This window comes from Chloroflexota bacterium, from assembly GCA_016887485.1.
Taxonomy (GTDB): domain Bacteria; phylum Chloroflexota; class Anaerolineae; order Anaerolineales; family Anaerolineaceae; genus Brevifilum.
Genome location: CP069394.1, coordinates 1,664,011 through 1,690,394, shown reverse-complemented (window position 1 = coordinate 1,690,394; position 26,384 = coordinate 1,664,011). Strand labels below are relative to the sequence as shown.

The window sequence follows — 26,384 nt, the reverse complement described above, 5'->3', positions numbered from 1 at the left end:
AAAAATCTCAGAACTAGTAAGATAAAAAGAACCCCCTGATTTTTTTCTCAGGGGGCTTTGCGTTTATTGTTCTTCTTCAGTTTCGCCGGGCTTTATCTCGGGGATCCGGGCCATTGCAGCGACTGTATCACCTTTCTCAAGGTTCATGATCGTGACCCCGCGGGTGGCGCGGCCCTGGATGGAGATATCCTTGACAGCTAACCGGATCACAATTCCGCCGCTGGAGATCAGGGAAATCTCATCTACTTCCTGCACGACTCTGGCTTCTGCGATCAACCCAATCGTCTTGAGTGCTCGTTTATCAATGGTAGCGATGCCCATGGTGGCCCGTCCCTTGGGGGAATATTCATCCAGCGGGGTGCGTTTACCCAGACCACGTTCGGTCACGACCAGCAGGAAGCCCTTCGGTTCGACTACTTCCATCGAGGCTAGTTCATCGTTGCCGCGCATGCGGATCCCGATCACACCGGATGCCTGGCGGCCCATCGGACGGATCTCGGATTCGGCGAATCGCAGCGCTTGACCGTCCCGAGTGACCAGCATGATCTCGTCCTCACCGCCGGTCAGACAGGCCCAGCCCAGATTGTCATCGTCGTCCAGGTTCATGGCGATCAGACCTGAGGGCCGGACGGATTCAAATTCGGACATATGCACCCGTTTCACTCGACCTTTGGTGGTTGCCAGGGTGCAGTAATTTGCACCGGCGAAATCAGCCACGGGCACTACTGCAGTCACCTGTTCATCGGCATCAATATTAATGATATTGAACATCGGAATCCCACGCCCCGTGCGCCCTTCGTCCGGCAGCTGCCAGACCTTCTCGGAATAGACCTTCCCTTTGTCCGTGAAGAACAGCAGGATGCTCAGGGTGTGGCAGCGGAGGAAGAACTTCACTTCGTCCTCGTCATCCTTCATGGATTGGCCGATCACGCCCCGGCCGCCGCGCCCCTGGGAGCGGTAGGTGGATTCGGAGACCCGCTTGATGTAACCCTTCTGGGTGATGCTGACGAACACTTCTTCCTTTTTTACCAGTGCTTCTTCCGAGAGGTCATTGTCGGCATCAGGAGAAATCACGGTGCGGCGTTCGTCGCCGAATTTTTCAGCCACTTCGTTGAGGTCTTCCCTGATGATTTCGAGGATCTTCTTGGGGTGGGAGAGCAGATCTTCCAAATAGGCGATGGTCGCCATGACCTCTTTATGCTCATCCATGATCTTCTGACGCTCGAGGGCTGCCAGACGGCGTAACTGCATGTCAAGGATCGCCTGCGCCTGAAGGTCACTGAGCTTGAAGCGGGACATCAGGTTTTGTTTGGCGACATCAGCGTCTTTCGATTCGCGGATGGTCTTGATGACATCATCCAGGTTCGCCAGTGCGATCAATAAGCCGTCCAGGATATGTGCCCGGGCTTTGGCCTTCCTTAGTTCATATTCCGCTTTGCGGGTGATCACGTTCTGGCGGTGTTCCAGATAGAGCTGGAGCGCCCGTTTGAGGGTCAGTAGGCGGGGTTCGTTATTGACCAGAGCCAGGATCTGCGCCCCAAATGTGGATTGGAGGGGGGTGTATTTATAAAGCTGATTCAGCACCCGTTTGGGCTGAGCGCCGCGCTTTAGTTCCACCATGATCCGCATACCGGTCCGGTCGGATTCATCACGCAGGTCCACAACGGAATCGAGCCGACCCTCGCGGGCCAGTTCAGCGATCCGTTCGATCAGCGTGGTCTTATTAAGCTGATAAGGGATCTCAGTGATTGTGATTTTATATTTACCGCCGCGCATCTCTTCGATGATGGCTTTGCCGCGCATGATGATGCGGCCGCGGCCGGTACTGTAGGCCTGCCGAATACCTTCATCGCCAACGATGATGCCGCCGGTGGGGAAATCCGGCCCGGGCAGGAACTCCATCAACTCTTCGACGCTGATGTCATCCATTTCATCATACCGGTCAATCATGTGATCGACCGCGGCCACCAGTTCTCGTAGATTGTGGGGTGGAACGTTGGTTGCCATCCCCACGGCGATCCCGGAGGAGCCGTTGAGCAGCAGGTTGGGCAAGCGGGATGGCAGTACCTCCGGTTCCATCAGAGAGCCGTCAAAGTTCTCGATGAAATCGACGGTTTCCTTGTCCAGATCGACCAGCATTTCCTCGGCGATCTTGGAAAGACGGGCCTCGGTGTAACGCATCGCCGCTGGGGAGTCGCCATCGACTGACCCGAAGTTACCCTGACCATCGACCATCATGTAGCGCATGGAGAAATCCTGCGCCATACGGGCCATGGCGTCATAAACGGCCTGATCGCCGTGCGGGTGGTATTTACCGAGGACTTCACCGACGATCCTGGCGGATTTCTTGTGGGGGGAGTTTGCCCGGATGCCCATATCTCGCATGGCGTAAAGGATGCGGCGATGGACGGGCTTGAGGCCGTCACGCACATCGGGCAGGGCCCGGGCCACGATCACGCTCATGGCGTAATCGAGGTAGGCTTCCCTCATCTGACTGTCAATATCCACCTGTTGGATGCTGTCTCTTTCGGGCATATGTTTCTTCCTTCAATGGGTTTTTCGATGGTTTCTGACAAAATAATCACCTCCAAAAGACCTTCTCAGGAGGCGATTGGTGTTCAGTTTCAACAGCGTTAATTATACCCCAGAAGGGGATTTTTTGGTCAAAACCGCAGTTTAATATGCTTTCTATTAAATGAAGCGAGAGATATTAAGTGAGTAATAATAGACAAAACGCCAGGGATATTGAAGTATCGGGTTGTGGAGAATAAAAGCTTGGTTGCTTCGTCCGCCTCCGGCTTCCTCGCAATGACAATCAAAGTGTCGTTTCATTGCGAATGTAGTGACATGGCCTCCGAAGCGAAGTAGAGAGGGGATCAATCTAAGAATGGGTAGTAATAAGGTGGAATTTGTTTCGTCAGCCTTCTTGTAATGACAATCAAATTATCTTGTCATTGCGAGCTTGCGAAGCAATCTTAGGATGGGTTGGATGGATAAACGGAATGACTAAGTACGGATTATGAGTGTTGAGGTAATATATGACGTTTCCTGACATATAATGACCTTATACTGAATCCAGAATGATCCAAATCAACAAGAAAAAGGTTGTCAATTCAAATGAACCCTGAAGTCATCGTCATCCGCGGCGCAAAGGAACATAACCTGAAGGATGTGGATATCACTCTGCCGCGTCATAAATTAATCGTCCTGACGGGAGTCTCGGGCAGTGGGAAATCCTCCTTGGCTTTTGATACCCTCTATGCCGAAGGTCAGCGCCGCTATGTGGAATCGCTTTCCGCCTTCGCCCGCCAGTTCATCGGCCAGATGGAAAAGCCAAAAGTGGACTATATCGGCGGCCTCAGTCCGGCCATCGCCATTGAGCAGAAGCCGGTCTCCCGCAACCCGCGCTCGACCGTGGCGACTGTGACCGAGGTGGCGGACTACCTGCGGGTGCTCTTTGCGCGGGTGGGGACGCCACACTGCCCGGTCTGCGGGCGTGAATTGCATGCCCAATCGGCGCAGGAAATTGTGGAACAGGTGGCGAATCTGGCAGCGGGGGTCCGTTTTCAGGTGCTGGCCCCACTGGCACGGCAGCGGAAGGGAACTTTCAAGGATGTCTTTGCCCAGGCCAAGGCGGATGGCTTCAACCGCGTGCGGGTGGATGGCGAAACGCTCGACCTGAGCGAGAAGATCAAGCTGGATAAGAATAAGAAACACGTCATTGATCTGGTCGTGGACCGGCTGGCGGCGCATGAACGCGACACGGAAGGCTACGGTGATTACATCACCCGCCTGACCGATTCGGTTGAAACGGCGCTCAAAATGGGTGAGGGTGTGTTGGTAATCGACCGGGGGGAAGAGGACGGCGATTGGCTGCTCTCAGAGAGTCTATCCTGCCCAGATTGCGGTGTGAGCTTCCCGGAACTGGAACCGACCATGTTCAGCTTTAACTCACCCCTGGGTTTTTGCCCGACCTGCAACGGCTTGGGCGAGTTGTATGAATTTGACCCGGAAATGATCATCGACCCGACCCGGACGGTGGGTGAGGGCGCTGTGCGCACCTGGGGTGAGCTGAATAAGAAAAAGAAATCCTACCTGCACCAGGCAGCCACCCAGATTTTGGGCAAGTATGGTGCGGATTTTAATACACCCTGGACTGAGATTTCGGAAGAGGGTCGGAATGCGATTCTGCACGGCGGGGTCCAGGTGAAGAGCACCTGGGAGAGCGACCGGGGTTCAGGTGAATATGAATATGTGACCGAGGGCGTTTTTAAAGTCATCAAGCGCCGCTACCGGCAGACGACCTCTGAGGGGGCGCGCCGCTGGTATCAGAGCTTCATGAGCCAGCAGCCCTGCCCGGTTTGTCATGGAAAGCGCCTAAGGCCCGAGAGTCTGGCTGTGACCATTGGCGGAAAGAACATTGATGATGTGATGCACCTCAACATCCGTGAGGCAGGCAGGTGGGCGCAGGAGATCAGCGAAGTCCTCACGCCCGAACAGATGGTGATTGCGGAAGAAGTGCTCAAGGAGATTCAGGGGCGGCTGACCTTCCTGTTGAATGTCGGCTTGCACTATTTGACCCTCAGCCGATCCGCCCCAACCCTTTCGGGTGGTGAAGGCCAGCGGATTCGCCTGGCGAGTCAGATCGGCTGCGGGCTGGTGGGCGTGCTGTATGTGCTAGATGAGCCAACAATTGGCCTGCACCAGAGGGACAATCAGCGCCTGCTGGAAACGCTGGAAAGCCTGCGGGATATGGGCAATACCGTGGTGGTGGTTGAGCATGATGAAGAGACCATGCGCACCGCAGATTTCATTGTGGACCTCGGCCCTGGCGCGGGGATCAAGGGCGGGGAAGTGGTGGCTGCCGGACCCCTCGAGGATATCCTGAGTAATCCAGCTTCCCTGACCGGCCAATATCTCAACCACGACCTGATCGTGCACTCCCCGCATGAAAAACGCCGCCCGGTGAATGGCAAATGGCTGGCACTTTATGGTGCCCAACAGAATAACCTCAAGGACATCACTGTCCGCTTCCCGCTGGGCCTGTTCACCTGCGTGACCGGGGTGAGCGGCAGCGGGAAGTCCTCCCTGGTGGCGCAGACCCTCCAACCCTTACTGGCCAGGGAACTGCACCGGGCACAGAGTAAACCCGGTAAATTTGACCATCTCGAAGGGCTGGAACATGTCCATAAGGTGGTTAATATCACGCAAGACCCCATTGGCCGGACACCGCGCTCCAACCCGGCAACCTATGTCAACGTTTGGACCGACATCCGCTCGCTTTTTGCGCTGACACCTGAAGCCAAACTGCGCGGCTATGCCGGCGGACGGTTCAGTTTCAACGTCAAGGGCGGCCGCTGTGAGGCCTGTCAGGGTTACGGGCGCAAAAAGGTAGAGATGCATTTCCTGCCGGATGTCTGGGTGACCTGCAATGTCTGCAAGGGACGGCGCTTCAATCGGGAAACCCTGCAGATCAAATATAAGGGCAAGTCGATCGCCGATGTGTTGGATATGGATGTGGATGAGGGACTGGAGTTTTTCGAGAATGTTCCCAAGATCAAACGCATCCTCCAGACCCTCTCCGATGTTGGTTTGGGCTACATCAAGCTGGGCCAAAGCGCGACGACGCTCTCAGGGGGTGAGGCGCAGCGGGTCAAACTGGCGAAGGAGCTGGCCCGGGTCAGCACTGGTGATACGGTATATATCTTGGATGAACCAACCACCGGCCTGCACTTCGCGGATATCCAAAAGCTGCTGGACGTGCTGCACCGGCTGACGGATGCCGGGAATACGGTGATTGTGATTGAGCATAACCTGGATGTGGTCAAAACCGCAGATTGGTTGATTGACCTCGGCCCGGAAGGCGGCGATGAGGGCGGCCAGATTGTGGCGGAGGGGACGCCGGAAGACGTCGCTGAGAATGAGAAAAGTTATACCGGCGCCTTCCTCCGGGAGATATTGGATATGCCAACCTAAGTTGAAATTCAATTGGTCTTTGGCCGGATAAGAATTGATTTGAAATGAAACAGACTAAAGACCATTCACTAATAACAACTCACGAATTATATAGGAGACAAACCATGCCAAAGATTGAAGTTGTGGATTTTCCAATGACCTATGTAGTTGGGATGCTATACCACGGAAAGAATGAAGAAAATGAAATCCCCGGATTGTGGGATATCCTGATGCAGCGTGAGGCGGAGGTCGCCCGGCGTGACACTTCCGCCCCGATAGCGTTTGGGATCAGTATCATGGGGCCTGAATGGGAAGCCAACCATATGTTTGACTATATCGCGGGGTATCCCGTGACGGACACGATGGATGACTTGCCAGAGGGGATGGGGCAGTTTGAAATCCCTGAAGGCCAATTTGCTGTTATCACCTGCCCGAACCTTGCCAGCCTGGCTGAGGCTTATGATGCCATCTACAACCGCTGGCTGCCGGATTCGGACTATCAGCTGGACCTATCCTTTGGCAATTTCTGCTTTGAGCTCTATGGAGAGGAATTTAATCCACCAGCCGGGTCTGAAAAGTTCTATATTTATCTGCCCGTGGCGAAAAAATAAAGGAAAATAGTCAGGAACAGGTGATGGAACCCCGGATCATTTATAAATCGGCTTTCACAATTGTGGGATTTGCCCAGGAACTCGATGGGGCTGAAGGCGCTGAGGATGTCCTTTGGGATCGGCTGGCTGCGCGCTATCAGGAGATCCCATTTGTAGATCCGGATGTGGGATACGGGGTTCACATCATCACGCCAGAAAACCATCGCTATCTGGCGGGGCTGGGCGTGACCCGACCGGGTGTAGCAGCTCCGGCGGACATGGCCGATTACCGGATTGACCCGCACACTTATGCTGTCTTTACCCATACCGGGCACATGGCAGACTTGGGTGAGACGCTGGATAGCATTAATCATGACTGGCTGCCGGGGGCAAATTACACGGCTTGTGCAGATTTCTATTTTGAATTCTACGACGACCACTTCCAGCCGGATTCACCCCTCTCAACACTCTTCATCTGGATTCCCGTTAAACCCAAAAGCCCTGAAATCTCCTGATTAATTCTGGAGAACCTTAGATTATCTTAGGGTTCAATTTGAAGTCTGCCGCTAAAGTGGACTCAAAAGAATTCGGGAGGGCTGACCATGACCACAGAACAAAGTAAAGCCTTATGGCGCTGGGTGATCCGGATGACGGTGTATTTGGCCGTCAGTTCGGCGATTCTATTTTGGATTGCGGGGGATTGGACCTGGACGGGCGGGTGGCTTTATGTGGCCCTCCAGGTGGTGAATACAGTTCTGACCTATTGCATGCTCTATTTGGATCGACCGAACCTGTTGATCCGGCGTGAGGCGATGGGAGAGGGTACGCCCAAGTGGGATAAGGTATTGGCCCCTCTGATGGCGTTCAGCACCCTGATCATCAGCCTGGCTTCGGCAGTGGGGGTCCGCTTCACCGGCATGATGCCGGTGCCTGCCTGGCTGCTATTAGTCGCGTTCCTGTGTATGACCACAGGACATATCATTACGATTCAATCCATGCGCCAAAACGACTATTTTGAGGGCAGTGTCCGCATTCAGGAAGAATTTGGACATAAGGTCATCACCACCGGTCCGTATAAAATTGTTCGGCACCCCGGTTATCTGGGCTTGCTGCTCTATAACGCCCTGCTGCCCGTGGTGCTGACCTCGGCCTGGGGTTTCGCCGGGGTGGGCTTCTTCCTGGTCATCCTTGTCTGGCGCACGGCCAGGGAAGACAGATTTCTTTGGGAGAATCTGACTGGTTATGACGAGTTCACCAAGCAGACCCCCTGGCGGTTAATCCCGGGGATTTGGTGAGTATTTCAACCATTCCAAAAGCGAATTAATAAGCATTAAATTTAATAAAGAATAGTCTCTTCTTGATAATTTAAAGCCCCACACTAGTTAAGATATAACTATGGAAAGGGTGGAATGGTGAACTGGTTTTCAAGGAGGGACCGATGGAAAAGTATTATGTGAACTCAAATGCGCAATCCGGCAGTGAACATGAGGTTCACCAAGAGGGATGTTCCTATATGCCGGATCACCCATTGCCTCTTGGCTATTGCAAAGATTGTTGGGAAGCTTTAGAAAAGGCAAAAGATCACTTTGGGCATGTGGATGGCTGTTTTTATTGTTGTTTCCCATGTCACAGGGAGTAAAGTATATACAAATCTGAATTGGCGATTGGGATTAACGATCACTGTGCTTGATAAATCTTGAGTATTTCCTGAGCATCTTCTTTCACCCTCTCAACCAGCTCCGGCGGCTCCAGTACCCTGACCGTCCGGCCCCAACTCAGCACCCAACCGGTGGCCCAATTGAGGTTATCGGCTTCAAAACGCACGGTGGAGGACCCGTCCGGGTGATTTTCGACGCGAATCCAGTCACCTGCGCGCTCGTTCATCTCAGATGAAATGATCGGGGAGGCCCACAGTACCACCTTGTAGCGGTTTTCGAATTGCATACTGGATTCGAGATAGGCTTTGGCGTCAAAATCCCGGGGGAGCTCAAAGGTCGTATCAAGCGGAACCAGGTTGCTGATCCGGTCAATCCGGAAAGTGCGCAGCTCCTGGCGCAGGTGACAATAGCCCACTAGGTACCAGTTGCCCCAGCGCAGGCTGAGCGCGTAGGGATCTACGATCCGGTCGGTTTTCACCCGTGAGAAGGATTGGTAGTTCAGGCTGACCTGCTGGCTCTTGGCCATGCAGTCCCGCAGGGTGGTCATCAGGTCGTGATAGGGGGCGTAGTCGCGGGAGGTGCCGGTGACCACCACCAGGCTGCGCTGGGCCCGGCCCGCTTCCTGCCGGATGTCATCAGGTAGGACGTTATCCAGCTTGGCGGTCACCCCTGTGACGGCATCCTGGAAGGTCTTGCCCCAGATATCATCGATCAGCCGCGCACCCATATAGAGCACTGTGGCTTCCTCAGGAGTGAAGATCAGCGGGGGGAGTTTGTAGCTGCGTAATAGTGAGAAACCGCCATAGGGTCCGCGCTCGGAATAGAGCGGGATTCCCATTTCTTCCAGCATCCCGATATAGCGGTGGATGGTGCGGTCCGAGACATCCAGTTCTTTGGATAGCTCCGAGACCGTCCACTGGCGCCGGGACTGAAAGAGGAAAAGCATTGAGAGCAATCGGGTTGCGACATTAGCCATAAATCCATTATACAGCGGAATATGACATGAACTGACATATAAGCGGAGTATGCTAGGGTTACCGAGTGAGCGGGGGCGCTATATATAGAAAACCAGGAGGTGGAATATGGAGAAGTTGATCGCATTTTGCGGCTTGGATTGTGCAGGATGCGAAGCCTACATCGCGACCCAGGCCAATGATGAGGCAGCAAAGGCGGCGTTATTGGAAAAGTGGCGGACGGAATACGATTCGCCCGATATGCCGGAATCGGCGGTGACCTGTGATGGGTGCACCAGTGAAGGCCGGCTGGGTGGGTATTGTGCATTTTGCGAGGTGAGGGCATGCGCTACTGCCAGGGGTGTGCGCAATTGCGCGCATTGCAGTGAGTATGAGACCTGTGAGACCTTGCAGGGATTCATTGTGAATATCCCATCAGCCCAGGCGAATTTGGCCGAGATCCGCGCCGCGATGTGATTTAAATAACAGGCGCGTATGTGAGAGACCCTCTGCCCGAGTTCCCGCGGGTGGAGGGTTTGTTTTTTGTGATTAAGAACACGTTGGTAGAAGTTGGGGATTGCTTCGTTCGCCTTCGGCTCCCTCGCAATGACAATCAAAATGTCTTGTCATTGCGAGCTTGCGAAGCAATCTAGTAGTAGGGTGGAACACAACCTGCCATGAGAATAGTCTTGATAAAGGAATTGTGGTGGCTTCAAAGGTGGAACACACCCTACGAACTAGGTAAAGTTGAATAAATTGGTGCGGATTATGATCATTGGGTCGAAGAGAATAAGAGATGGGATTGCTTCGTCCGCCTATGGCTCCCTCGCAATGACAAATTAATTTAATTCTGAGCGTAACTTTGGCAGAAGGGGGAGCAGGAAGGGCGCGCCGAAGAAGAAAAACACAAATTCAAAGAAGGGACTGCTGTCCTCGGCCTTGACCCCTTTGAAACGGCTGAGAAAGGCATCGAAGGTGTTCCCCGAGAGGTTGCCAAAGGTGATCATGCGGATCACGATCTGGATTTCTTCTGCTTTTTCTGCCCCATAGGCGTCAATCAATTTCTCAGTCATCTCTGGGGAGGGATTGCACCGGGTTTCCGCGTAGTGTTGGGCATAGAGCAGGGCCATCAGCTCCTCTTCATTGGCGTCGGCCTGGAATTGGAGCTTCATCATCCGCTGGACCTCTTCCGGGGAGATGCCACTGGAGACAGCCTGCCGGGCGTGGAACCAGGCGCAGTAACGACAGCCATTCACGGCTGTGACCACGGTCATGATCTTTTCCACAAAGGCGTGATCGAGGTCCTGCATGGTCTTTTTGACGAGTTTGCGATGCGAGAGCATGAACTTCAGATCCTCACGTAAGGATTTGAAGGTGTAGATATTGCGAGTGAAGAGTTCCGTCATGTTGATTGTCTCGCTCCATTGACCCACAGATAAAATGGTGACGAAGTGGTCAGCACTCATCACCATATGAGTATACTCTCAGGGGCAAGGGGGAATGTCAGGTTAGGGTCTTGGCGCTGCCGTTCACAATAATGGCATTGGGCCAGCGTTGAAGTGCTTGCGGCAGGAGGGCGGAGCGGATCACAACTGCGGCAACCTTGTAGTCCCCCGCATCGAGCTTTGCCATCCCCGCGGTCAGGCCTTTATTTTGGAAGAATTCCAGGGGTCCCAACTCGTCAATTACAAGCAGGTCACTTTTACCGGATTGAGCCAGGGTTTGATTGGCCCAGTCCATTGCTTCTTCGTTAAAAGCCCAGCGTGGGGTCTGCATATTGGCGGAACCCTCTTCACGCAGCCGGGCCAGTTGACGATGGTCACTGGAGTGCAAGTCCACCACTTCAATGCCCACCTTGCGCCCATCCTTGAAGATGCTGGGTGAGAGCAGTCCACTGACAGAAAGCCCGGCATCACGAGCCAGGCCGATCAACTGGGTGCACCAGGTGGTCTTGCCGACGCCGCTCAACCCGGTCACGAGGATCAACTGCGGCTCCTGTTGGCTTCGGGCAAAGATCCGCCCCAGGGGGCTTTGGGGGTCCTGCAGGGCGGCAGGTTCCAGCGCGATCGGACGCTGGGTGATCACGGCCAGCGGCTTGCCGTCGCCATTGGCGAGCACTTCGGTGCGGATGCCATAAATAGCGGAGAGCATTGGCTCGTTGAGGGTTTCCTGCGGCGAGCCATAGGCGGTGACCTTGCCGGAAGCGAGCAAAAGTACCCGGTCGGCATAGGATAGGGCGTTATTGGGAGAGTGGGAGCTGATGATGAAGGACAATCCCCGGTCGGTCAGCTGACTGACGATTTCGAGGATGCGATGCTGATTGGAAAGGTCGAGGTGAGCAGTGGGCTCATCCATGAGGAGCAGCTGGCATTTCTGCGCCAGGCCGCGGGCGATCAGCACCAATTGCTGTTCACCGCCGCTGATCTCGGTATAGGGCCGATCCCGCAGTTCAAAGAGCCCCAACTGCGCCAGCGCTTCATCCACGATGGCCTGGTCTTCACGGTTGGGGGAGCCCAGCCAGCCGAGATAGGGCGCGCGGCCCATCATGACCATTTCGTTAACGGTGTAGCCAAAGGCGGGGGTGTGCATCTGGGGGATCAGGCCGACCATGCGTGAGCGTTCGGCGGGGGTGAAGGATTGCAGGTTGTGTCCATCCAGCAGGACCTCACCTGAGGCAGGTTCCAGCAAGCCAGCCAGGCAGGAGAGCAGGGTAGTTTTGCCGCTGCCGTTGCGGCCAAGGATGTAGAGGGTCTCACTGGGACCGATTTGGAGTGAGACATCATCCAGCACGGTCTTTTCCGGCAGATAGGCGAAATGGAGGTGGTTGGCATGCAGCTGCATCGTCACCATCCCGTCCGACTGCGGCGTAATAAGAAAGCCAGCACCGGTGCGCCGACCAGACCAGTCAGCACGCCCAGCGGTATTTCACCGGGCAGCAGGGTGCGGGCGATGTTGTCAATTAAAAGGAGGAAGGACGCCCCCAGCAGGATGGAGGCGGGCACAAGCCGTTTATGATCCGGCCCAACCAGTAATCGCCCGGCATGGGGGATGACCAGACCCACCCAGCCGATTACGCCGCTGACCGAAACAGCCGCAGCAGTCATCAGGGTTGATGTGATAATCAGCCAGAGTTTGGCACGGGTGGGGTTGATGCCTAGGGCACGCGCTTCTGCATCACCCAGAGAGAGCACATTGAGCCGCCAACGGATCAGCCAGAGGAAAGCCAACCCCAGGACTGAGATGACGGCCAGGATGGGCAAATCTGCCCAGGTGATGGATGAAAGGCTTCCCAACAGCCAGAAAGTGATTGCCGGGAGATTATCCAATGGATCGGCCATGTATTTTAGTAAGGCGGTCAGGGAGCCAAAGAGCGATCCAACCAGGATTCCCATCAGGGTTAGCACCAACAGCGGGGAGGACTTATAGAGCCTGCTGCCAAAGAACGCCAGCCCCACGGCCAGCAGACCAAAGGCGAAGGCGAAAAGCTGGATCTCCCAGTTGCTCCGCATCAGCAGGAGCGCCAGGGCAGCTCCAAAGCCGGCCCCGGAAGTGACGCCAAGGATGTTGGAATCTACCATCGGGTTTTTGAAGATCGCCTGGAAGGCGGTCCCTGTGCTGCCATAGGACGCACCGATCAGCAGGGCCGCCAGGGCACGTGGTAGACGTACCCGCAGGACCAGTCGGCGGGCGACTTCGGGGATATCTGCCCCGAGTTTGGGGAAAATTGGTGAAAGCAGGGAACGGCCCACATCCAATGGGCTAATCGGGTATCGTCCCAGCATCAGGGCCAGGATGAAAAGGATCACCGGCAGAGCAGCCAGTGCCAGGCCCGAGATCGTCTTATTTGGTCGGGTTGGTGCTTCAGTTGATGGCACAGATCGAGTCGATTTCTTCTGGTGTAATCGCGTAATTATAGAATGTATTATAGAAGAAATTAGCTTGTTGGGCGCAATCCGGTGTCTCCAATTCAGGGAAGAGGTGCTGGGCAAGCCAGATGATCCCTAAGACCGAATCGGGGGAGGGGGTATCCCAGGGGATCACCAACTTGGGCATTTGGTAAACGCGGCCTTCCTGGACGGCGGTCAGGATCTGCCAATCGGGATTCTCGGTGATAGCTTCAACGGTGGCACCGCCATAAGGGGGGACAATGATCACGTCCGGGTTCCAGGCTGCGATCTGTTCAAGGTTGACATCGTTCCAGTAGCCTGTCAGCTCTGCGCTGACGGATACGCCGCCGGCGATTTCAATCAGACTGGTCTGGAACATATCGCCGCTGGCCACACGTAAGGGGTCTGTCCCGGTGAAGAGGACTTTTGGACGATCTTCATCAGCGATTGTTTCGGTCTGCGCCAGGATTTCACCAGTGAGCCAATCGTAATAGGTCACCCAGGCTTGCGCCTGTGCGGTGGAATGGGGGCCGAATACCTCACCGGTCATCAGGATGGCTTCGATTAAACGCTCGGGGGTTTCAGCGTCATAAAGCACGTAGGGAATACCCAGTTCGCTTGCGGTATCCAGCCAGGCGGTTCGAGAACTGGCTATGATCAGGTCAGGGTCCAGGCGGGCAGCTTCTTCAACATTGAAATCACTTTGGCTGAAATAGCTGTCACCGATGAGATTCTGGAAACGCGGGTCGATGGCTTCCATAGCGGCTGCACCCGCAGGATCGCGAGCGCCGAGATAGGATGCAGCAACCAGGGGATCTTCCCCATCCACAATATAGATCATGGCGGTGGCGGGGCCATAAGCGGAGAGAACCCGCCGGACGGGTTGAGTGATCTCAACGGTGTTTCCGGCCTGATCGGTCATGGTAATGGAAGCAGAGAGCAAACCGGCATCAATCAGCGCTTGCTGACCGTCAATTGAGATGGCAAAGTCAATAAAATCAGCGGCATCAATGGAATCGGTTTGGGGAATGAGAACTGCATCCGGCAGGAAAGTGGCGGGGATATCGCCAGGGACATCACCTTCACTAGCAGCTGTCACCAGCAAATCAGCATCTGCTTCAACAAAAACAGGTGATTCGTTAGAGGTGTAAGCCTGGTAGAGAGCGGTAACCGCTTCCGTCAGTTTTGGATCAGCCTGAATGGTGAATGGGCTTTCAGTAGCCTCTTCCGTTAAGGCAACAGGTGCTTCTGTCGCGGCCTCGGTGGGTGGGGTTATGGCTGGTGCGCAGGCAGCAGTGCCCAGCATGACAACCAGAAATAGGAGGGCAAATTTTGTTGTGATCTTCTTCATGATGTGTCCTTTATTAGAGTGGTAGTGCATTGTTCAGGTGGCCTTTTCGCCATCTGGGATTTTCTTCGGTGGAATGACTAGGGGAAACGCTTTGCAGTGGTTCAGCCAATCAAGTGCTGCTTCCAACTGTCCGGCCACGAATTGTAAGGTCATGATTTCAACTGAAGAGCTGGAGGAGCCGATATTGGCCTGAATTTTCACTAATTGACGTTCACAAACGGAGATTTGGCGCTGGATGATTTCTTCCGTGGGCAGGTCCAGCAGGGTGGCAATATAGAGCCTGGAGAGGAAGACGATCCGGATGCGATGAATGCTTACAGGGGGATTTGTTTCAGCCAGCCAGGCCATCAGGCGGCCCTCGCCTTTGGACGTGAGGTGATACACCATGCGGGGCGGTGCCTCCGGCTGGGGAATGGGATGGCCTGTGATTGCGCCCTCACTCTCTAAACGCTTGAGCACGGCATAGATTTGGCTGGTGCTCATGTTCCAGATTCGGCCCAGATGGTCTGAGTCTCGAAAGCGGTCGAGGAGTTCATAGCCATAGGAGGGAGCGGCCAGTAGCAGGCCAAGGATTACTTCGTCGGGAGATAATCGTGACATAACCTATTCTATCATGGAATAGGTTATGAAGTATCCCTGATAATTAGGAATACCACACTTGTGAATTATTCTCTTTTTGAATGATTACATGCAACCATTTTCTAAAATTACACACAAACCCGGTTTAGTTGTTGCGGGTATTACCCAGAATATCTTATAATTAATTTATCATGAGTAAATTGCGTTTCAAAAGCCAGAAAATCATGATAATATATAATAATTAAATTCGAAAAATTATTATAAAATAATTTAGTTTTATTCAGTGCAAAAAAATAAATTTTAATATTAATTATTTGGGTCGTAGTGATTGAAAATAAATAATCGATCTCTATATAAGGGGTTTTTACTAAGCATTTTGAGGAGGTGACCTACAGATCAATAATAAAAATACAGTAAAAAACTTGGTCAAACTGAATTAGGATTTCGAGGAGAAAATTCTATGAAAAAGATACTTGGAATTGTTTTAACAACTGTGTTATTAGCTTCTGTAGTAATAACGCCAGTGACAGCGGCAATTAATCCAATTGACGCTGCAGGTCCGATCGTACCGGAAGTCGATGAGCCGGTACGCCCTGAGCCCGAATTGCTTCCCCAGGAAATATTAGATGAGTTTGCTGATGGCATGACCATTGAAGAGTTCCTGATTCGCAATCAAGGGCCAATCCCAAATGCACTGATTGATTATGCGGATATGCCTGTTACGGTTGTGGTGCAATTAGATAAACCTTCTCTGATTGAATATGTAAATGAACATGGCATGGACCGGGCGAGTGGCACAGACGCTCAGGTGGATTATGTCACTGAACTAAAGAGCGATCAGTCCGCCATTCTGAGTGAGATCTCTGCCGGTCGGTCTGGTGATGTGCAGCAAATTGGTGACAGCTTCACTAAAGTCCTGAATGGCTTTATGCTGATGGTACCTGCTAAGATCGTCAATGAAATCCGAGCGATTCCTGGCGTAAAATCCGTTAGTCAGGCACCTGAATATAAAATTAATCTGGCTGCCAGCACTGAAGTAATCGGAGCTACTGATGTGTGGGCCTTTTCAGGTTACACTGGTGCAGGCGTTACCATTGCAGTGATCGATACTGGTATCGACTATAACCACGCCATGTTTGGTGGCTCTGGCGATCCAGCGGATTATGCTGCAAACGATCCCGATATTATTGAAGAAGGAACCTTCCCAACCGCTAAAGTGATTGGCGGGTATGATTTTGCGGGTACAGCCTATACTGGTAGGAATGTTCCTGTTCCGGATGATGATCCTTTGGATGAAGCTGGGCATGGTACTCATGTCGCTTCTATTGCTGCTGGATATGATGCTGGTTTCGGCAGCGGTGTTGCACCGGATGCCAGCCTGTATGCATTGAAGATCTTCGGTGCTGTGGGCTCAACCAGACTGACCTTGCACGCTATCGAGTGGGCAATGGATCCCTTGGGTCTGGGCCATCTTGGCGAACCGGTTGATGTGATTAATATGTCTCTGGGCGCCGACTGGGGCCCAGCCGATGAGAACGATCCCGAATTCATCGCAGTTGAAAATGCCACTTCCATTGGTGTGGTTGTGGTGGCTTCCGCTGGTAACGCCGGCGATAGTTCTTATGTCGTTGGGTCACCCTCCGTTGTCGATTCGGCGATTTCAGTTGCCGCCTCTACAACGGGTTATGAGACTCTTCCCTATATTGAATATGGTTTGGGTGAGCAGATTCCTTATCATACATCGGACGCTGCTTTCGTTTCAAATATTGTGGCGGAGATGGTTGATATTTCTGTTTCAATTGATCTCACTGGTTTCTTGTGCACAATTCCGGAAGGTCAGGAAAGTGCGTTGACTGGCCAGATCGCACTGATCAGCCGTGGTGATTGTTCCTTCGAAGATAAGATCAATAATGCTGACAGTATGGGCGCCGTTGCAGCAGTGATTTACAATAACACCACTGGCGTTTTCAATATGGCTGTCGGTGGAGCAACACTGCCTGCTGGTTCCATTCTACAGGCGGATGGGCTAACATTGAAGGGATTAGCGCCATTAACCGTCTCGATCGGGCCTGATAGCCGAGTGGATGTCTTTGAATCGCTTGATCCGGTGGATTCTATTGGTGACTTCTCATCACGCGGTCCCCGTGGGTTTGATTCCAAACTGAAACCTGAAATTACTGCTCCCGGCGCTTCCATTTTTGCAGCTGCAATGGGATCCGGTAATGAGGGGACGACAAAGGGCGGGACTTCCATGGCGGCGCCTATGGTTGCCGGTGTGGCTGCTTTGGTTCTTGAGGCGAATCCTGGTTTTGATCCCATTCATGTGAAAGCGGCGATGATGAATAACGCCGTTGATCTGGTTGGCGATGCCAGCGGTGATGTGCCAAGAATTGGTGCTGGGCGGGTCGATGCCTTTTATTCTGTCATAACGCCTGCTGTTGCTTATGCTGATCCTGAGTTGGTCAGCCTGAGCTGGGGTGTGATCGAAATGATGTCTGATTATTCAGACACAAAGGCGATCACCCTGAAGAGCTACTATGACTTTGATATTACCTTTGATGTCGATGTTTATTTCACCTCAGATTTTTACGACGGGGCAACTCTGACCCCCGATGTTCTCTCTGTGGAACTTCCTGCTTTTGGCGTGACGAGCGTTGATGTCACCCTGGATTTGATCGCAGATCAAGTTTATCGGGAGTTTGGTTGGTTGGAGGAATATTTCGGTTATGTGGTCTTCTCAGCCTTTGGTGGTGAACTCACTCTCAAAGTGCCCTTCTACTTCGTGCCGCGGCCCTATAGTGGGCTGATTGAGCTCTTTACATACAATGAATTTGAAGTTTACAGTGATTGGGGCGAGGTGGATTTTGAACAATATGGACCGATTGCCTCCAGCCTCTGGGCTTATCCTGTCACCTTGACGTCGGATAATGATCCAACTGTGTTGGACGGCGGTGACCTTCGCTATGTCGGCATGGACTATGGCTGGTTTAGTGGAAGTTATGGTAATGTATTTGTGCCCGCCTTTGCCATGTGGGGAGATGTTCATACGAACCAACCCTACTTCAACGAAGTTGATATGTATGTCTACACACCGTATGGCAATGTGGTGAACTTCAACTATAACTTTGGCGCGATGACCGGCGGCGATGGGACCAATGAGTGGATGGTCGCTAAGGTGGACTTCTCCGATGGCATGATGTACCTTGGCAGCCCATACCTCATCTATGGTGACTTCAACTCCGGTTTCCAGGAATGGTATTTGCCGGCCGCCTGGCAGTATGTGGTGGATGTGTTTGATTATGAAGTCGTCAGCTATGACTGGAACGGCAACTATGACTACGCCGGCTATGCAAGCTTTGACCTTTCACGGCTTCCGGTCAGTTGGGGCTTTACCGATCCTTACCCAGCAGGTACGGTTGAAGCCCTGTTCTATTGGGTGAACAACTGGCAAGGCCTCCTCTATGCGGATATCCAGGGTATGATGGTTGTTGACTACAACGGTCAGCCTGGCGCAGGACAGTCCTATTACTGGCCATTTGAGGTCCACGGCGACACTATGGTACCCGTCCTCCTCCACTAAATTCTGATCATCTAGTTTACTGTTTAGAGGCTGCCCCTATGGGCAGCCTCTTTCTTTGAATAGGGTAGGTTCCGAGACTATAGATTGACTGATGGGGGAACCTTTGCTATAATGACGTCCTACATGGCGCGTAACTTCCCAGACCCTGCCAAGGGCTGCTGGTTAGAGTGCAAGAAGGTAGTTCCAAATTGGGCGCGTAGCTTCCCAGACCCTGTCAAGGGCTGCTGGTTAGAGCGCAAATGTAAGTCCCGAATTGGGCGCGTAGCTTCCCAGACCCTGCCAAGGGCTGCTGGTTAGAACGCAAATGTAGGTCCCGAATTGGGCGCGTAACTTCCCAGACCCTGTCAAGGGCTGCTGGTTAGAGCGCAAATGTAAGTCCCGAAATGGGCGCGTAACTTCCCAGACCCTGCCAAGGGCTGCTGGTTAGAACGCAAGAAGGTAGTTCCAAATTGGGCGCGTAGCTCAGCTGGTTAGAGCGCACGGTTCACATCCGTGAGGTCGTGAGTTCGAGTCTCTCCGCGCCCACTTTGTATTTAATTTCCCATACGCAATGCTATAATAAATTTTAAATATTTTTAGTTGGTTTTATTTAATAACAATTAGCAGGGATAATATATTTGGAATGGGATAAGGGTCAAGTGACGGCAAGTGATTTATATAAGATAAGTCAATATTTAAATAAACCTGTTGAGTTTTTCTTTGGTGAAGAATTTGGGGGAAAAGATGTTCAAACCTTAATTTCGTTCTTGCGTTCACAATCACCTGAGCAGCGAAAAGCTAATATCGAGTATATTCAAAAGAACATAAAGCTTCAGGAGTTAGGGAAAAAGATTTCAAATCAACCTGAAGATGAGATTTCGGCAGATCAAATGAAAGAATTCATGGAGTTATTAATTGATATAACGAATATGAATAAAACTGCATCCAATCATGTTGAAGATGCAACTAAACGTTTACTTGCAGAGATTGAATTTCAGGGAATTGATTTTAGCGATTATTTAACTCGTTTATAGATTCAAGGTTTTATAATATTTAGAACTTATCTTCATAATCTGGTTCTATTCCGTCACCATGAATGTAGCTTATTTACCATTATTGCTTCTTATTTTCTAATTATCTTCCCTGTTACTCACATTATTATCAGTTATGTTTCTAATTGGATTTATTTGTCTCGAAAGAACATAATTATCAAATTCTCTTTTAGCGGAGTCCATTCTATCGATGACGGATTGGGGAATTGTATAATTTTTAGCGTTTTCCAAAATATCAATCATGGATTGGGGTATTGCTGTTCTGTTAGCCCTTTCCATCATGTCGATTATGGATTGGGGTACTGCTGCTTGATTAACCCTTTCCATCATTTCGATCATGGATTTGGGTACAGCTGCTTGATTAGCCCTTTCCATCATTTCATAAACATCTTTTGCCGACAATAAAGTACGATAAAACTCTTGGTTCTTTCGTTGTATCTGTAAATTTTCTTCTTGCAGACGAATGTCTCTAGCTTCTTCAATTTCTTTTGGTTCTACTTTACTGTCAAGATATTCTTTTGCAAAATTCAGGAATTTGTCAGCAGAATACATATAAAACTTGATATTAGCCTTCTCAAGAATTTCTTTTATTAATTCTGGTCTTGGACCTATAGTCTTCCCATGGATTTGATACCACCAGTCTTCTTTTCCATCATCAGTAACAAAGATTATTGGCTTCTCGCTTTTTTTTGCATGATTAATCATTTCAAACCAAATAATTAAATCGCCGAATCCATCATCCTTGTATCCTGGGGGAATTAGTTTCTTATAACGATCTTCTCCTTGCGTAATTATTTCTTTTTTCTCTTCAGGATCTAGTTGATCACAAACTCTTCCATTAAAAAGTTTAGTTAACTTATCTCTAATTGGATCCTTATTTAATAAATCTGGATGTTTTTCTTTCTTTGCATCTAGGTCAATAGAAATCTCATTAATTATTGTTTCGATTTTGGAAAGGTAATCCTCATAATTGATATATGGATGTCTTCCATTATTGCATGATGTAAATAATTCATCTTTGATCTTATGTTGAAAACCAGTCAATGATTCTTTGACTTTATCATAAGTGTGTTTTAGTTTTTCTATTTCAACTATCCGATTTTTGTGATATTCGAAACCTACTTGATATGGAATCCAAATTCGATCATTAATTTGTTCCATAATAGTTATAAATGTATTTCTTGTCTCTAAAGAGTAACGGTATAAATTTAAGAGAATATTTGTATCAAATATGAAATCACATGAATCCCACATTTCTTCAAACTCTTTTTCAGTTGGTTGATAAAATTCTGAGAATTCTTTTTTCATAGTATTGCCCCATCATATATTATTAAATCGGTCTATTGATTAAACTTTACTGACCATATCTTTTCTTAATTTAGAATTATACCCCGTCCTGAGTTTGTGTAACATCCGTGAGGTCGATGGTTCGAGTCCATTCGCGCCCACTTTGTATTTAATAATCCCCAAGATAAAAAAACCAGAATAATTTTCGTTGTGAGTTCCTGCCCTAAACAGTCCGCTTGCATTTTGACTCTAAAGTTAGTCACATCCGAGCCCCTGAAAAAATTGGAACCCCCGAAGGGAATCGAGGGGGTATAAGGTCGATGGTTCGAGTCTCTCCGCGCCCACTTTGTATTTAACCGAATAAATTATTTCCCCCAGAAATTGTATAATGAAAATAAGCCCACCCAGAGATTGAGGCCCCTATGCCTATCCAATACCAAGCCAATCTGACCTGTCAGCAGTGTGGCACGGTCACCCAGGAGGAAATGCCCGGGAACTACTGAGTAACGATCTATGTGTGCCCCAGTTGTGGCGCTATGCTCAAACCGAAACCGGGGGATTGCTGTGTTTACTGTTCTTACTCGGACCAACACTGCCCCAGCGTTCAAAAACGGCATCCATCCTCCCACTAACCTGCTGCCTAACTGTTTGTCCAAGCTGAACTTTCCCCGGAAATTCTTTACAATTTGATTACCTTTTCCACCCTTAAAAACAGCTTGACATTTGTTGCCCACGCGAATATAGTTAAGCCCGTTTAACTATTAAGCGAGGTAAACTTTGCCGCAGGATGATCTTTTCTTAACAGCCCTACGTGAGTGGATGGAGGCTTCAATGCACAATTCCTTTCACGCGTTCATCCGTCATATTCGTGGATCAGACCTATCGCTTTCACAGGTCAACACCTTGTTCTGGCTCTATCACCACGGTTATGGCTCAGTGAATGACCTGGCTGAACACTTGGGTGTGACCAAGGCGGCTGTTAGCCAGCTTTTGGATTCGCTGCTTGAGGCCGAGCTGGTCGTGCGGTCGGAAAACCCGGAGGACCGCCGGATGAAGCTGATTGCATTAACCGATAAGGGGAGGTGTTTGGTTCGCAAAAGCATGAAAACCCGGCATGCCTGGCTATCGGATTTGGTTCAGGAATTCTCGGATGAAGAAAAGGAGGAAATCCTGCCTACCATCCAAATGTTGAACCAACGGGTTCAGGTGTTCAATGCTGAATTAGATCATCACTGCAAGCATCAAAATAGAAAATGTCAAAAAAGGAATCGTCAGTAGAGTATTTGATCCATTTCCTCTTATTTACCGATGAAGGACCATTAATTTATGATCAAACTTCTTAAATATCTAAAACCTTATGCGCTATTTATCATTGTGACGATTGGCCTGCTGTTCGTGATGGCCAATGCTGATCTTGCGCTGCCGGATTACCTTTCACGGATTGTCAACGTTGGCATCCAGCAGAATGGTATTGACAGCGTCATCCCGCAATACATCCGCCAGAGCCAGCTTGATAATATGGCGCTGTTCTTTGACGATCAGGAAGCGGCCACTGTATATGATGCCTACCAGCTGGTTGATGAAAACTCAGCCGACTATTCAGAGCTGGTCCAAACGGTGCCTGCCCTGGAAACGGAACCGGTTTACGTCCTCAAGGACCTGACCAATGATGAATTGGCCCAAATCGAACCGGCGATGTCCCGGGGCTTATTGGTGCTCTATGTTATTGAGCAGATTCAGAATAACCCGGATCAGGCGGCTGAAATGCTGGGTGATCTGCCCTTTGATCCTTCGCAGATCCCGGCTGGGATGGACCTTTTTGCCGTGCTCAGGATGGCACCGGATCGGCTTGAAGAAATCAAGCAGCAAATCACCGTTCAGTTTGAGTCCATACCGGAAACCTTATCCACCCAGATGACGACCGCAGCCATTCAACAGGAATACGATGCTCTGGGTGTGGATCTTGGTAAGGTTCAGACCAACTATATCCTCCGAGTGGGCGGCGTGATGGTCTTGCTCTCACTGCTTTCCGGCGTGACGAATATCGCTGTGAGTTATCTGGCTGCGCGGACATCGGCTTCAGTCGCACGGGATATCCGTAAGGATGTGTTTACAAAAGTTGAATCTTTCTCCAGCCAGGAGTTTAATAAGTTCTCCACCGCTTCTCTCATCACGCGTGCCACCAATGACGTCACGCAGATCCAGCAAGTGGTTTTCATGGTCATGCGCTTGGCATTCTTTGCCCCAATCATGGGCATTGGCGGTGTGATTAGGGCTTTGGATAAGAGCCCGAATATGTGGTGGATCATCGCCCTGGCTGTCGCTATATTGATCCTGCTGATCGTGGTTGTCTTCTTCATCGCTGTACCGAAGTTCACCATCATCCAGAAATTAATTGACCGTTTGAACCTGGTGACCCGGGAAAACCTGTCCGGTATGATGGTCATCCGTGCTTTTAACAAGCAAGGCTTTGAGGAGCAGCGTTTTGACGGGGCCAATAAGGACCTGGCAGATGTAACTTTATTCATCAACCGGGTCATGGCGATCATGATGCCGGTGATGATGCTGATCATGAACGGGCTTTCCGTTCTGATCATCTGGGTTGGCGCTCATCAGATTGCGGCTTCGACCCTTCAGGTCGGTGATATGATGGCTTTCCTGCAATACAGTATGCAGATCATGTTTGCATTCCTGATGCTCTCCATGATGTTCATTTTCCTGCCACGGGCTTTTGTTTCGGGTGACCGGATTTCAGCAGTTCTGGAAACGGAAAATAAGATCGAGGACCCCGACGACCCCAAGCCTTTGCCTGCACCTTTCACCGGTAAGATCGAATTCCGCAATGTGGATTTCCGTTACCCGGATGCCGAGGAGGATGTCCTCAAGAATATTTCCTTTACGGCGCTGCCGGGGCAGGTGACTGCGATCATTGGCTCCACCGGCTGTGGCAAGTCGACTGTCGTCAACCTGGTGCCGCGCTTCTTTGATGTTTATAAGGGCGCTGTGCTGGTGGATGGCGTCGATGTGCGGGAAGTGCGCCAGCATGACCTGCGCGCCAAGATTGGATACACACCTCAGAAAGGTATTTTATTCTCCGGGACCGTGGAATCGAACCTGCGGCTGGCTGATGAAGGTGCCAGCGAAGCGACCCTGTGCGAATCCATTGAGATCGCTCAGGCGGCCGATTTTGTGTTTGATAATCCCGAAGGATTGGAGGCACCGATCTCGCAGGGTGGCGGGAATGTCTCCGGTGGGCAGAAACAGCGGTTGAGCATTGCCCGGTCGCTGGTCAAGAAACCCCCAATTTTCATATTTGATGACACTTTCTCAGCGCTTGACTTCAAGACGGACGCTGCATTGCGCAAGGAGCTTGAAGAGAAAACAGGCGACAGCACCGTGCTGCTGGTAACGCAACGGGTGGCCACTGTGATGAGTGCGGATCAGATCATCGTGCTGGATAATGGAAGAATCGTTGGCAAAGGGACCCATCAGGAGCTTATGAAGACCTGTCAGACCTATCAAGAAATTGCCACATCTCAGCTCAGCAAGGAGGAACTGGCATGACCGACAGCCGTCCTAACGAAAATAATCAACCGAAACAAAATGACGCCAGACCGCCCATCCGAATGGGACGTGGGGGTCCGCATGCGATGATGCGTGGCGAGAAGGCCCGCGATTTCAAAGGTACATTCAAACGCCTGGTGAAATATCTGGGGAAGTATAACCTGCTGATTCTCGGCGTCCTGGTAATTGCAGCCGCCTCAACAGTCTTTTCGATCTTTGGACCGAAGATCCTTGGTCAGGCAACCACCCAGTTGTTCCAGGATGTGGCGGCTCAGATCGCCGGAACGGGCAGCGGCGTGGACTATGCCGCCATCGGCGCCATCTTGCTTCGCGTAGCGCTCTTATATGTGATCTCGTCCTTCCTGGCCTTTTTCCAGGGCTTCATCATGTCGGGTATCTCGGCCGATATTACCTACCGTTTCCGGCAGGACATCGCTCACAAGATCAACCTGTTGCCGCTGCAATATTTTGACAAGGTCAGCCAGGGTGAGATCCTTTCGCGGGTTACCAATGATGTCGACCTGGTGAGCCAGACGCTCAACCAGAGCCTGTCGCAGATTATCACATCCATCACAAGCGTTGTCGGTATTTTAATCATGATGCTGACCATCAACTGGCAGATGACGCTGGTGGCGCTGTTGACGGTTCCGATCACGATAGTGGTGATCAATGTGATCGTCAAGATTTCACAGAAATATTTTATGCAGCAGCAAACTTACCTGGGCCATGTCAACGGTCACGTGGAAGAGATGTTTGGCGGGCATATTGTGGTGAAAGCCTTCAACGCCGAAGAAAAATCGGTGAGAACTTTCAATGAACTGAACGAGACCCTGTATTCATCCGCCTACCTCTCACAGTTCCTTTCCACCGTGATCATGCCGATCATGCGTTTCATCAGCAACCTGGGCTATGTCGCAATTAGCATTCTTGGCGGCTATTACGCTATCAAGGGGGCGGTCACTGTTGGGGACATCCAGGCGTTCATTCAGTATGTGCGCCAGTTCAACCAACCGCTGCAGCAGATCGCTAATATCTCCAATGTTCTTCAGCAGACAGCCGCCGCCGCTGAACGGGTATTTGAATTTCTCAATGAGCCGGAGGAAGAGCCTGACACGGACACCCCAGTCACTTTAGAACATGTGGATGGGTTGGTTGAATTCCGTGATGTCCGCTTTGGTTATGAACCCGAAACGACGATCATCAAGGACCTGTCCTTCAGCGCTCAACCCGGGCAGAAGATTGCCATCGTAGGCCCCACAGGCGCCGGCAAGACCACCCTGGTCAAGCTGCTGATGCGGTTTTATGACGTGGATGGCGGCGAGATCCTGGTGGACGGGCATAACATCCGTGATTTCAAGCGGGAAGACCTGCGTAAGATGTTCGCCATGGTGCTGCAGGATACCTGGCTCTATAACGATACGATCTGCGAGAACATCCGCTATGGCCGGGAAGAAGCCACCGATGAAGAAGTGGTGCGTGCGGCAGAGACAGCCCATGTGGACCACTTCATCCGCACGCTCTCCGGTGGGTACCAGATGGTGCTGAACGAAGAAGCCACCAATATATCCTCCGGTCAGAAGCAGCTGCTGACGATTGCCCGGGCGGTGCTGGCTGATCCGCCGATGTTGATTTTGGACGAGGCGACCAGCTCCGTCGATACCCGAACCGAGGTGTTGATCCAGGAAGCGATGGACCGGTTGATGCACGGCCGCACGAGTTTTATCATCGCCCACCGGCTTTCAACCATCCGCAACGCTGACCTGATCCTGGTGATCCGGGATGGTGATATTGTGGAAAAGGGTAAGCACGAAGAGCTGCTGAAAGAAAAAGGCTTCTATGCGGAGCTGTATAACAGCCAGTTCGAGCACGTGGGGGTGTGAGCGAGGCTGGATAGATTGAAGTTGGAAATGAATTGTTTTACGGGGTTAGTGATCCATATCAAATGAAAC

General features: G+C 51.2%; 19 protein-coding genes and 1 tRNA gene. 12 read left to right on the top strand and 8 right to left on the bottom strand.

The window, feature by feature from the left end; translation table 11 throughout:
* Positions 1-63 precede the first annotated feature (63 nt).
* Positions 64-2,535: a DNA gyrase subunit A gene (gene gyrA, locus JR338_07655; GenBank protein ID QRN82315.1), complete on the bottom strand. Its 2,472-nt coding sequence runs from the start codon at positions 2,533-2,535 to the stop codon at positions 64-66.
* A 582-nt stretch (positions 2,536-3,117) separates the two neighbouring features.
* Here gyrA and uvrA point away from each other — a divergent pair.
* The 5 genes from uvrA to JR338_07630 all read left to right on the top strand — a co-directional run bounded on the left by uvrA (position 3,118) and on the right by JR338_07630 (position 8,184).
* Positions 3,118-5,976, top strand: a complete 2,859-nt coding sequence (gene uvrA / locus JR338_07650) for an excinuclease ABC subunit UvrA (GenBank protein QRN82314.1) — start codon at positions 3,118-3,120, stop codon at positions 5,974-5,976.
* Positions 5,977-6,080: 104 nt separating this feature from the next.
* Positions 6,081-6,566, top strand: a complete 486-nt coding sequence (locus JR338_07645; GenBank protein ID QRN82313.1) for a GyrI-like domain-containing protein — start codon at positions 6,081-6,083, stop codon at positions 6,564-6,566.
* A 23-nt stretch (positions 6,567-6,589) separates the two neighbouring features.
* Positions 6,590-7,060, top strand: coding sequence for a GyrI-like domain-containing protein (locus tag JR338_07640; GenBank protein ID QRN82312.1), 471 nt, complete (start codon positions 6,590-6,592; stop codon positions 7,058-7,060).
* An 87-nt stretch (positions 7,061-7,147) separates the two neighbouring features.
* A complete protein-coding gene (locus JR338_07635) occupies positions 7,148-7,840 on the top strand; it encodes an isoprenylcysteine carboxylmethyltransferase family protein (protein ID QRN82311.1) in 693 nt (230 codons plus the stop codon).
* Between the two features lie 143 nt (positions 7,841-7,983).
* Positions 7,984-8,184: a hypothetical protein gene (locus JR338_07630; protein QRN82310.1), complete on the top strand. Its 201-nt coding sequence runs from the start codon at positions 7,984-7,986 to the stop codon at positions 8,182-8,184.
* A 38-nt stretch (positions 8,185-8,222) separates the two neighbouring features.
* On the opposite strand, the gene JR338_07625 is transcribed toward JR338_07630, so the two are convergent.
* Entirely contained in the window at positions 8,223-9,179 is a 957-nt protein-coding gene (locus tag JR338_07625; GenBank protein ID QRN82309.1) for a YafY family transcriptional regulator, read from the bottom strand.
* Between the two features lie 106 nt (positions 9,180-9,285).
* On the opposite strand from JR338_07625, the gene JR338_07620 reads away from it, so the two are divergent.
* Complete coding sequence (locus JR338_07620) at positions 9,286-9,633, top strand: DUF3795 domain-containing protein (GenBank protein ID QRN82308.1); 348 nt, start codon at positions 9,286-9,288, stop codon at positions 9,631-9,633.
* 362 nt (positions 9,634-9,995) lie between these two features.
* Here JR338_07620 and JR338_07615 read toward each other — a convergent pair whose 3' ends face one another.
* The 5 genes from JR338_07615 to JR338_07595 are packed head-to-tail and all read right to left on the bottom strand — an operon-like array spanning position 9,996 to position 14,994.
* Positions 9,996-10,622: a carboxymuconolactone decarboxylase family protein gene (locus JR338_07615; protein QRN82307.1), complete on the bottom strand. Its 627-nt coding sequence runs from the start codon at positions 10,620-10,622 to the stop codon at positions 9,996-9,998.
* A gap of 37 nt (positions 10,623-10,659) precedes the next feature.
* Positions 10,660-11,997, bottom strand: coding sequence for an ATP-binding cassette domain-containing protein (locus JR338_07610; protein QRN82306.1), 1,338 nt, complete (start codon positions 11,995-11,997; stop codon positions 10,660-10,662).
* A gap of 2 nt (positions 11,998-11,999) precedes the next feature.
* A complete protein-coding gene (locus JR338_07605) occupies positions 12,000-13,031 on the bottom strand; it encodes an iron ABC transporter permease (protein ID QRN82305.1) in 1,032 nt (343 codons plus the stop codon).
* Positions 13,018-14,394, bottom strand: a complete 1,377-nt coding sequence (locus JR338_07600; protein ID QRN82304.1) for an ABC transporter substrate-binding protein — start codon at positions 14,392-14,394, stop codon at positions 13,018-13,020. The genes JR338_07605 and JR338_07600 overlap by 14 nt, the downstream gene beginning before the upstream one ends.
* A 33-nt stretch (positions 14,395-14,427) precedes the next feature.
* Positions 14,428-14,994, bottom strand: a complete 567-nt coding sequence (locus JR338_07595) for a PadR family transcriptional regulator (GenBank protein QRN82303.1) — start codon at positions 14,992-14,994, stop codon at positions 14,428-14,430.
* Between the two features lie 439 nt (positions 14,995-15,433).
* On the opposite strand from JR338_07595, the gene JR338_07590 reads away from it, so the two are divergent.
* The 3 genes from JR338_07590 to JR338_07580 all read left to right on the top strand — a co-directional run bounded on the left by JR338_07590 (position 15,434) and on the right by JR338_07580 (position 19,566).
* Positions 15,434-18,553: a S8 family serine peptidase gene (locus JR338_07590; GenBank protein ID QRN82302.1), complete on the top strand. Its 3,120-nt coding sequence runs from the start codon at positions 15,434-15,436 to the stop codon at positions 18,551-18,553.
* A gap of 451 nt (positions 18,554-19,004) precedes the next feature.
* A tRNA-Val gene (locus tag JR338_07585) sits at positions 19,005-19,078 on the top strand.
* A gap of 92 nt (positions 19,079-19,170) precedes the next feature.
* Positions 19,171-19,566 carry a hypothetical protein gene (locus tag JR338_07580; protein QRN82301.1) on the top strand — a complete coding sequence of 132 codons (396 nt, stop codon included), beginning with the start codon at positions 19,171-19,173 and terminating at the stop codon, positions 19,564-19,566.
* Between the two features lie 96 nt (positions 19,567-19,662).
* On the opposite strand, the gene JR338_07575 is transcribed toward JR338_07580, so the two are convergent.
* Positions 19,663-20,892 carry a DUF4935 domain-containing protein gene (locus JR338_07575; GenBank protein QRN82300.1) on the bottom strand — a complete coding sequence of 410 codons (1,230 nt, stop codon included), beginning with the start codon at positions 20,890-20,892 and terminating at the stop codon, positions 19,663-19,665.
* Between the two features lie 810 nt (positions 20,893-21,702).
* On the opposite strand from JR338_07575, the gene JR338_07570 reads away from it, so the two are divergent.
* Genes JR338_07570 through JR338_07560 form a run of 3 tightly spaced genes read left to right on the top strand, consistent with a single transcriptional unit; the run spans position 21,703 to position 26,315 of the window.
* Positions 21,703-22,149, top strand: coding sequence for a MarR family transcriptional regulator (locus JR338_07570; GenBank protein QRN82299.1), 447 nt, complete (start codon positions 21,703-21,705; stop codon positions 22,147-22,149).
* 48 nt (positions 22,150-22,197) lie between these two features.
* Positions 22,198-24,435, top strand: a complete 2,238-nt coding sequence (locus JR338_07565) for an ABC transporter ATP-binding protein (GenBank protein ID QRN82298.1) — start codon at positions 22,198-22,200, stop codon at positions 24,433-24,435.
* A complete protein-coding gene (locus JR338_07560) occupies positions 24,432-26,315 on the top strand; it encodes an ABC transporter ATP-binding protein (GenBank protein QRN82297.1) in 1,884 nt (627 codons plus the stop codon). Before JR338_07565 ends, JR338_07560 begins: the two co-directional genes overlap by 4 nt.
* The last annotated feature ends 69 nt before the right edge of the window (positions 26,316-26,384 follow it).

Excerpts from the sequence above, each read along its gene's own strand:
- JR338_07560 (QRN82297.1), top strand. The coding sequence starts at position 24,432 with ATGACCGACAGCCGTCCTAACGAAAATAATCAACCGAAACAAAATGAC.
- JR338_07595 (QRN82303.1), bottom strand. The coding sequence starts at position 14,994 with ATGTCACGATTATCTCCCGACGAAGTAATCCTTGGCCTGCTACTGGCC.
- JR338_07620 (QRN82308.1), top strand. The coding sequence starts at position 9,286 with ATGGAGAAGTTGATCGCATTTTGCGGCTTGGATTGTGCAGGATGCGAA.
- JR338_07640 (QRN82312.1), top strand. The coding sequence starts at position 6,590 with ATGGAACCCCGGATCATTTATAAATCGGCTTTCACAATTGTGGGATTT.
- JR338_07610 (QRN82306.1), bottom strand. The coding sequence starts at position 11,997 with ATGCAGCTGCATGCCAACCACCTCCATTTCGCCTATCTGCCGGAAAAG.
- JR338_07565 (QRN82298.1), top strand. The coding sequence starts at position 22,198 with ATGATCAAACTTCTTAAATATCTAAAACCTTATGCGCTATTTATCATT.
- JR338_07645 (QRN82313.1), top strand. The coding sequence starts at position 6,081 with ATGCCAAAGATTGAAGTTGTGGATTTTCCAATGACCTATGTAGTTGGG.
- JR338_07635 (QRN82311.1), top strand. The coding sequence starts at position 7,148 with ATGACCACAGAACAAAGTAAAGCCTTATGGCGCTGGGTGATCCGGATG.
- JR338_07615 (QRN82307.1), bottom strand. The coding sequence starts at position 10,622 with ATGAGTGCTGACCACTTCGTCACCATTTTATCTGTGGGTCAATGGAGC.
- JR338_07600 (QRN82304.1), bottom strand. The coding sequence starts at position 14,394 with ATGAAGAAGATCACAACAAAATTTGCCCTCCTATTTCTGGTTGTCATG.
- JR338_07590 (QRN82302.1), top strand. The coding sequence starts at position 15,434 with ATGAAAAAGATACTTGGAATTGTTTTAACAACTGTGTTATTAGCTTCT.
- uvrA (QRN82314.1), top strand. The coding sequence starts at position 3,118 with ATGAACCCTGAAGTCATCGTCATCCGCGGCGCAAAGGAACATAACCTG.
- gyrA (QRN82315.1), bottom strand. The coding sequence starts at position 2,535 with ATGCCCGAAAGAGACAGCATCCAACAGGTGGATATTGACAGTCAGATG.
- JR338_07575 (QRN82300.1), bottom strand. The coding sequence starts at position 20,892 with ATGAAAAAAGAATTCTCAGAATTTTATCAACCAACTGAAAAAGAGTTT.
- JR338_07625 (QRN82309.1), bottom strand. The coding sequence starts at position 9,179 with ATGGCTAATGTCGCAACCCGATTGCTCTCAATGCTTTTCCTCTTTCAG.
- JR338_07570 (QRN82299.1), top strand. The coding sequence starts at position 21,703 with ATGCACAATTCCTTTCACGCGTTCATCCGTCATATTCGTGGATCAGAC.
- JR338_07630 (QRN82310.1), top strand. The coding sequence starts at position 7,984 with ATGGAAAAGTATTATGTGAACTCAAATGCGCAATCCGGCAGTGAACAT.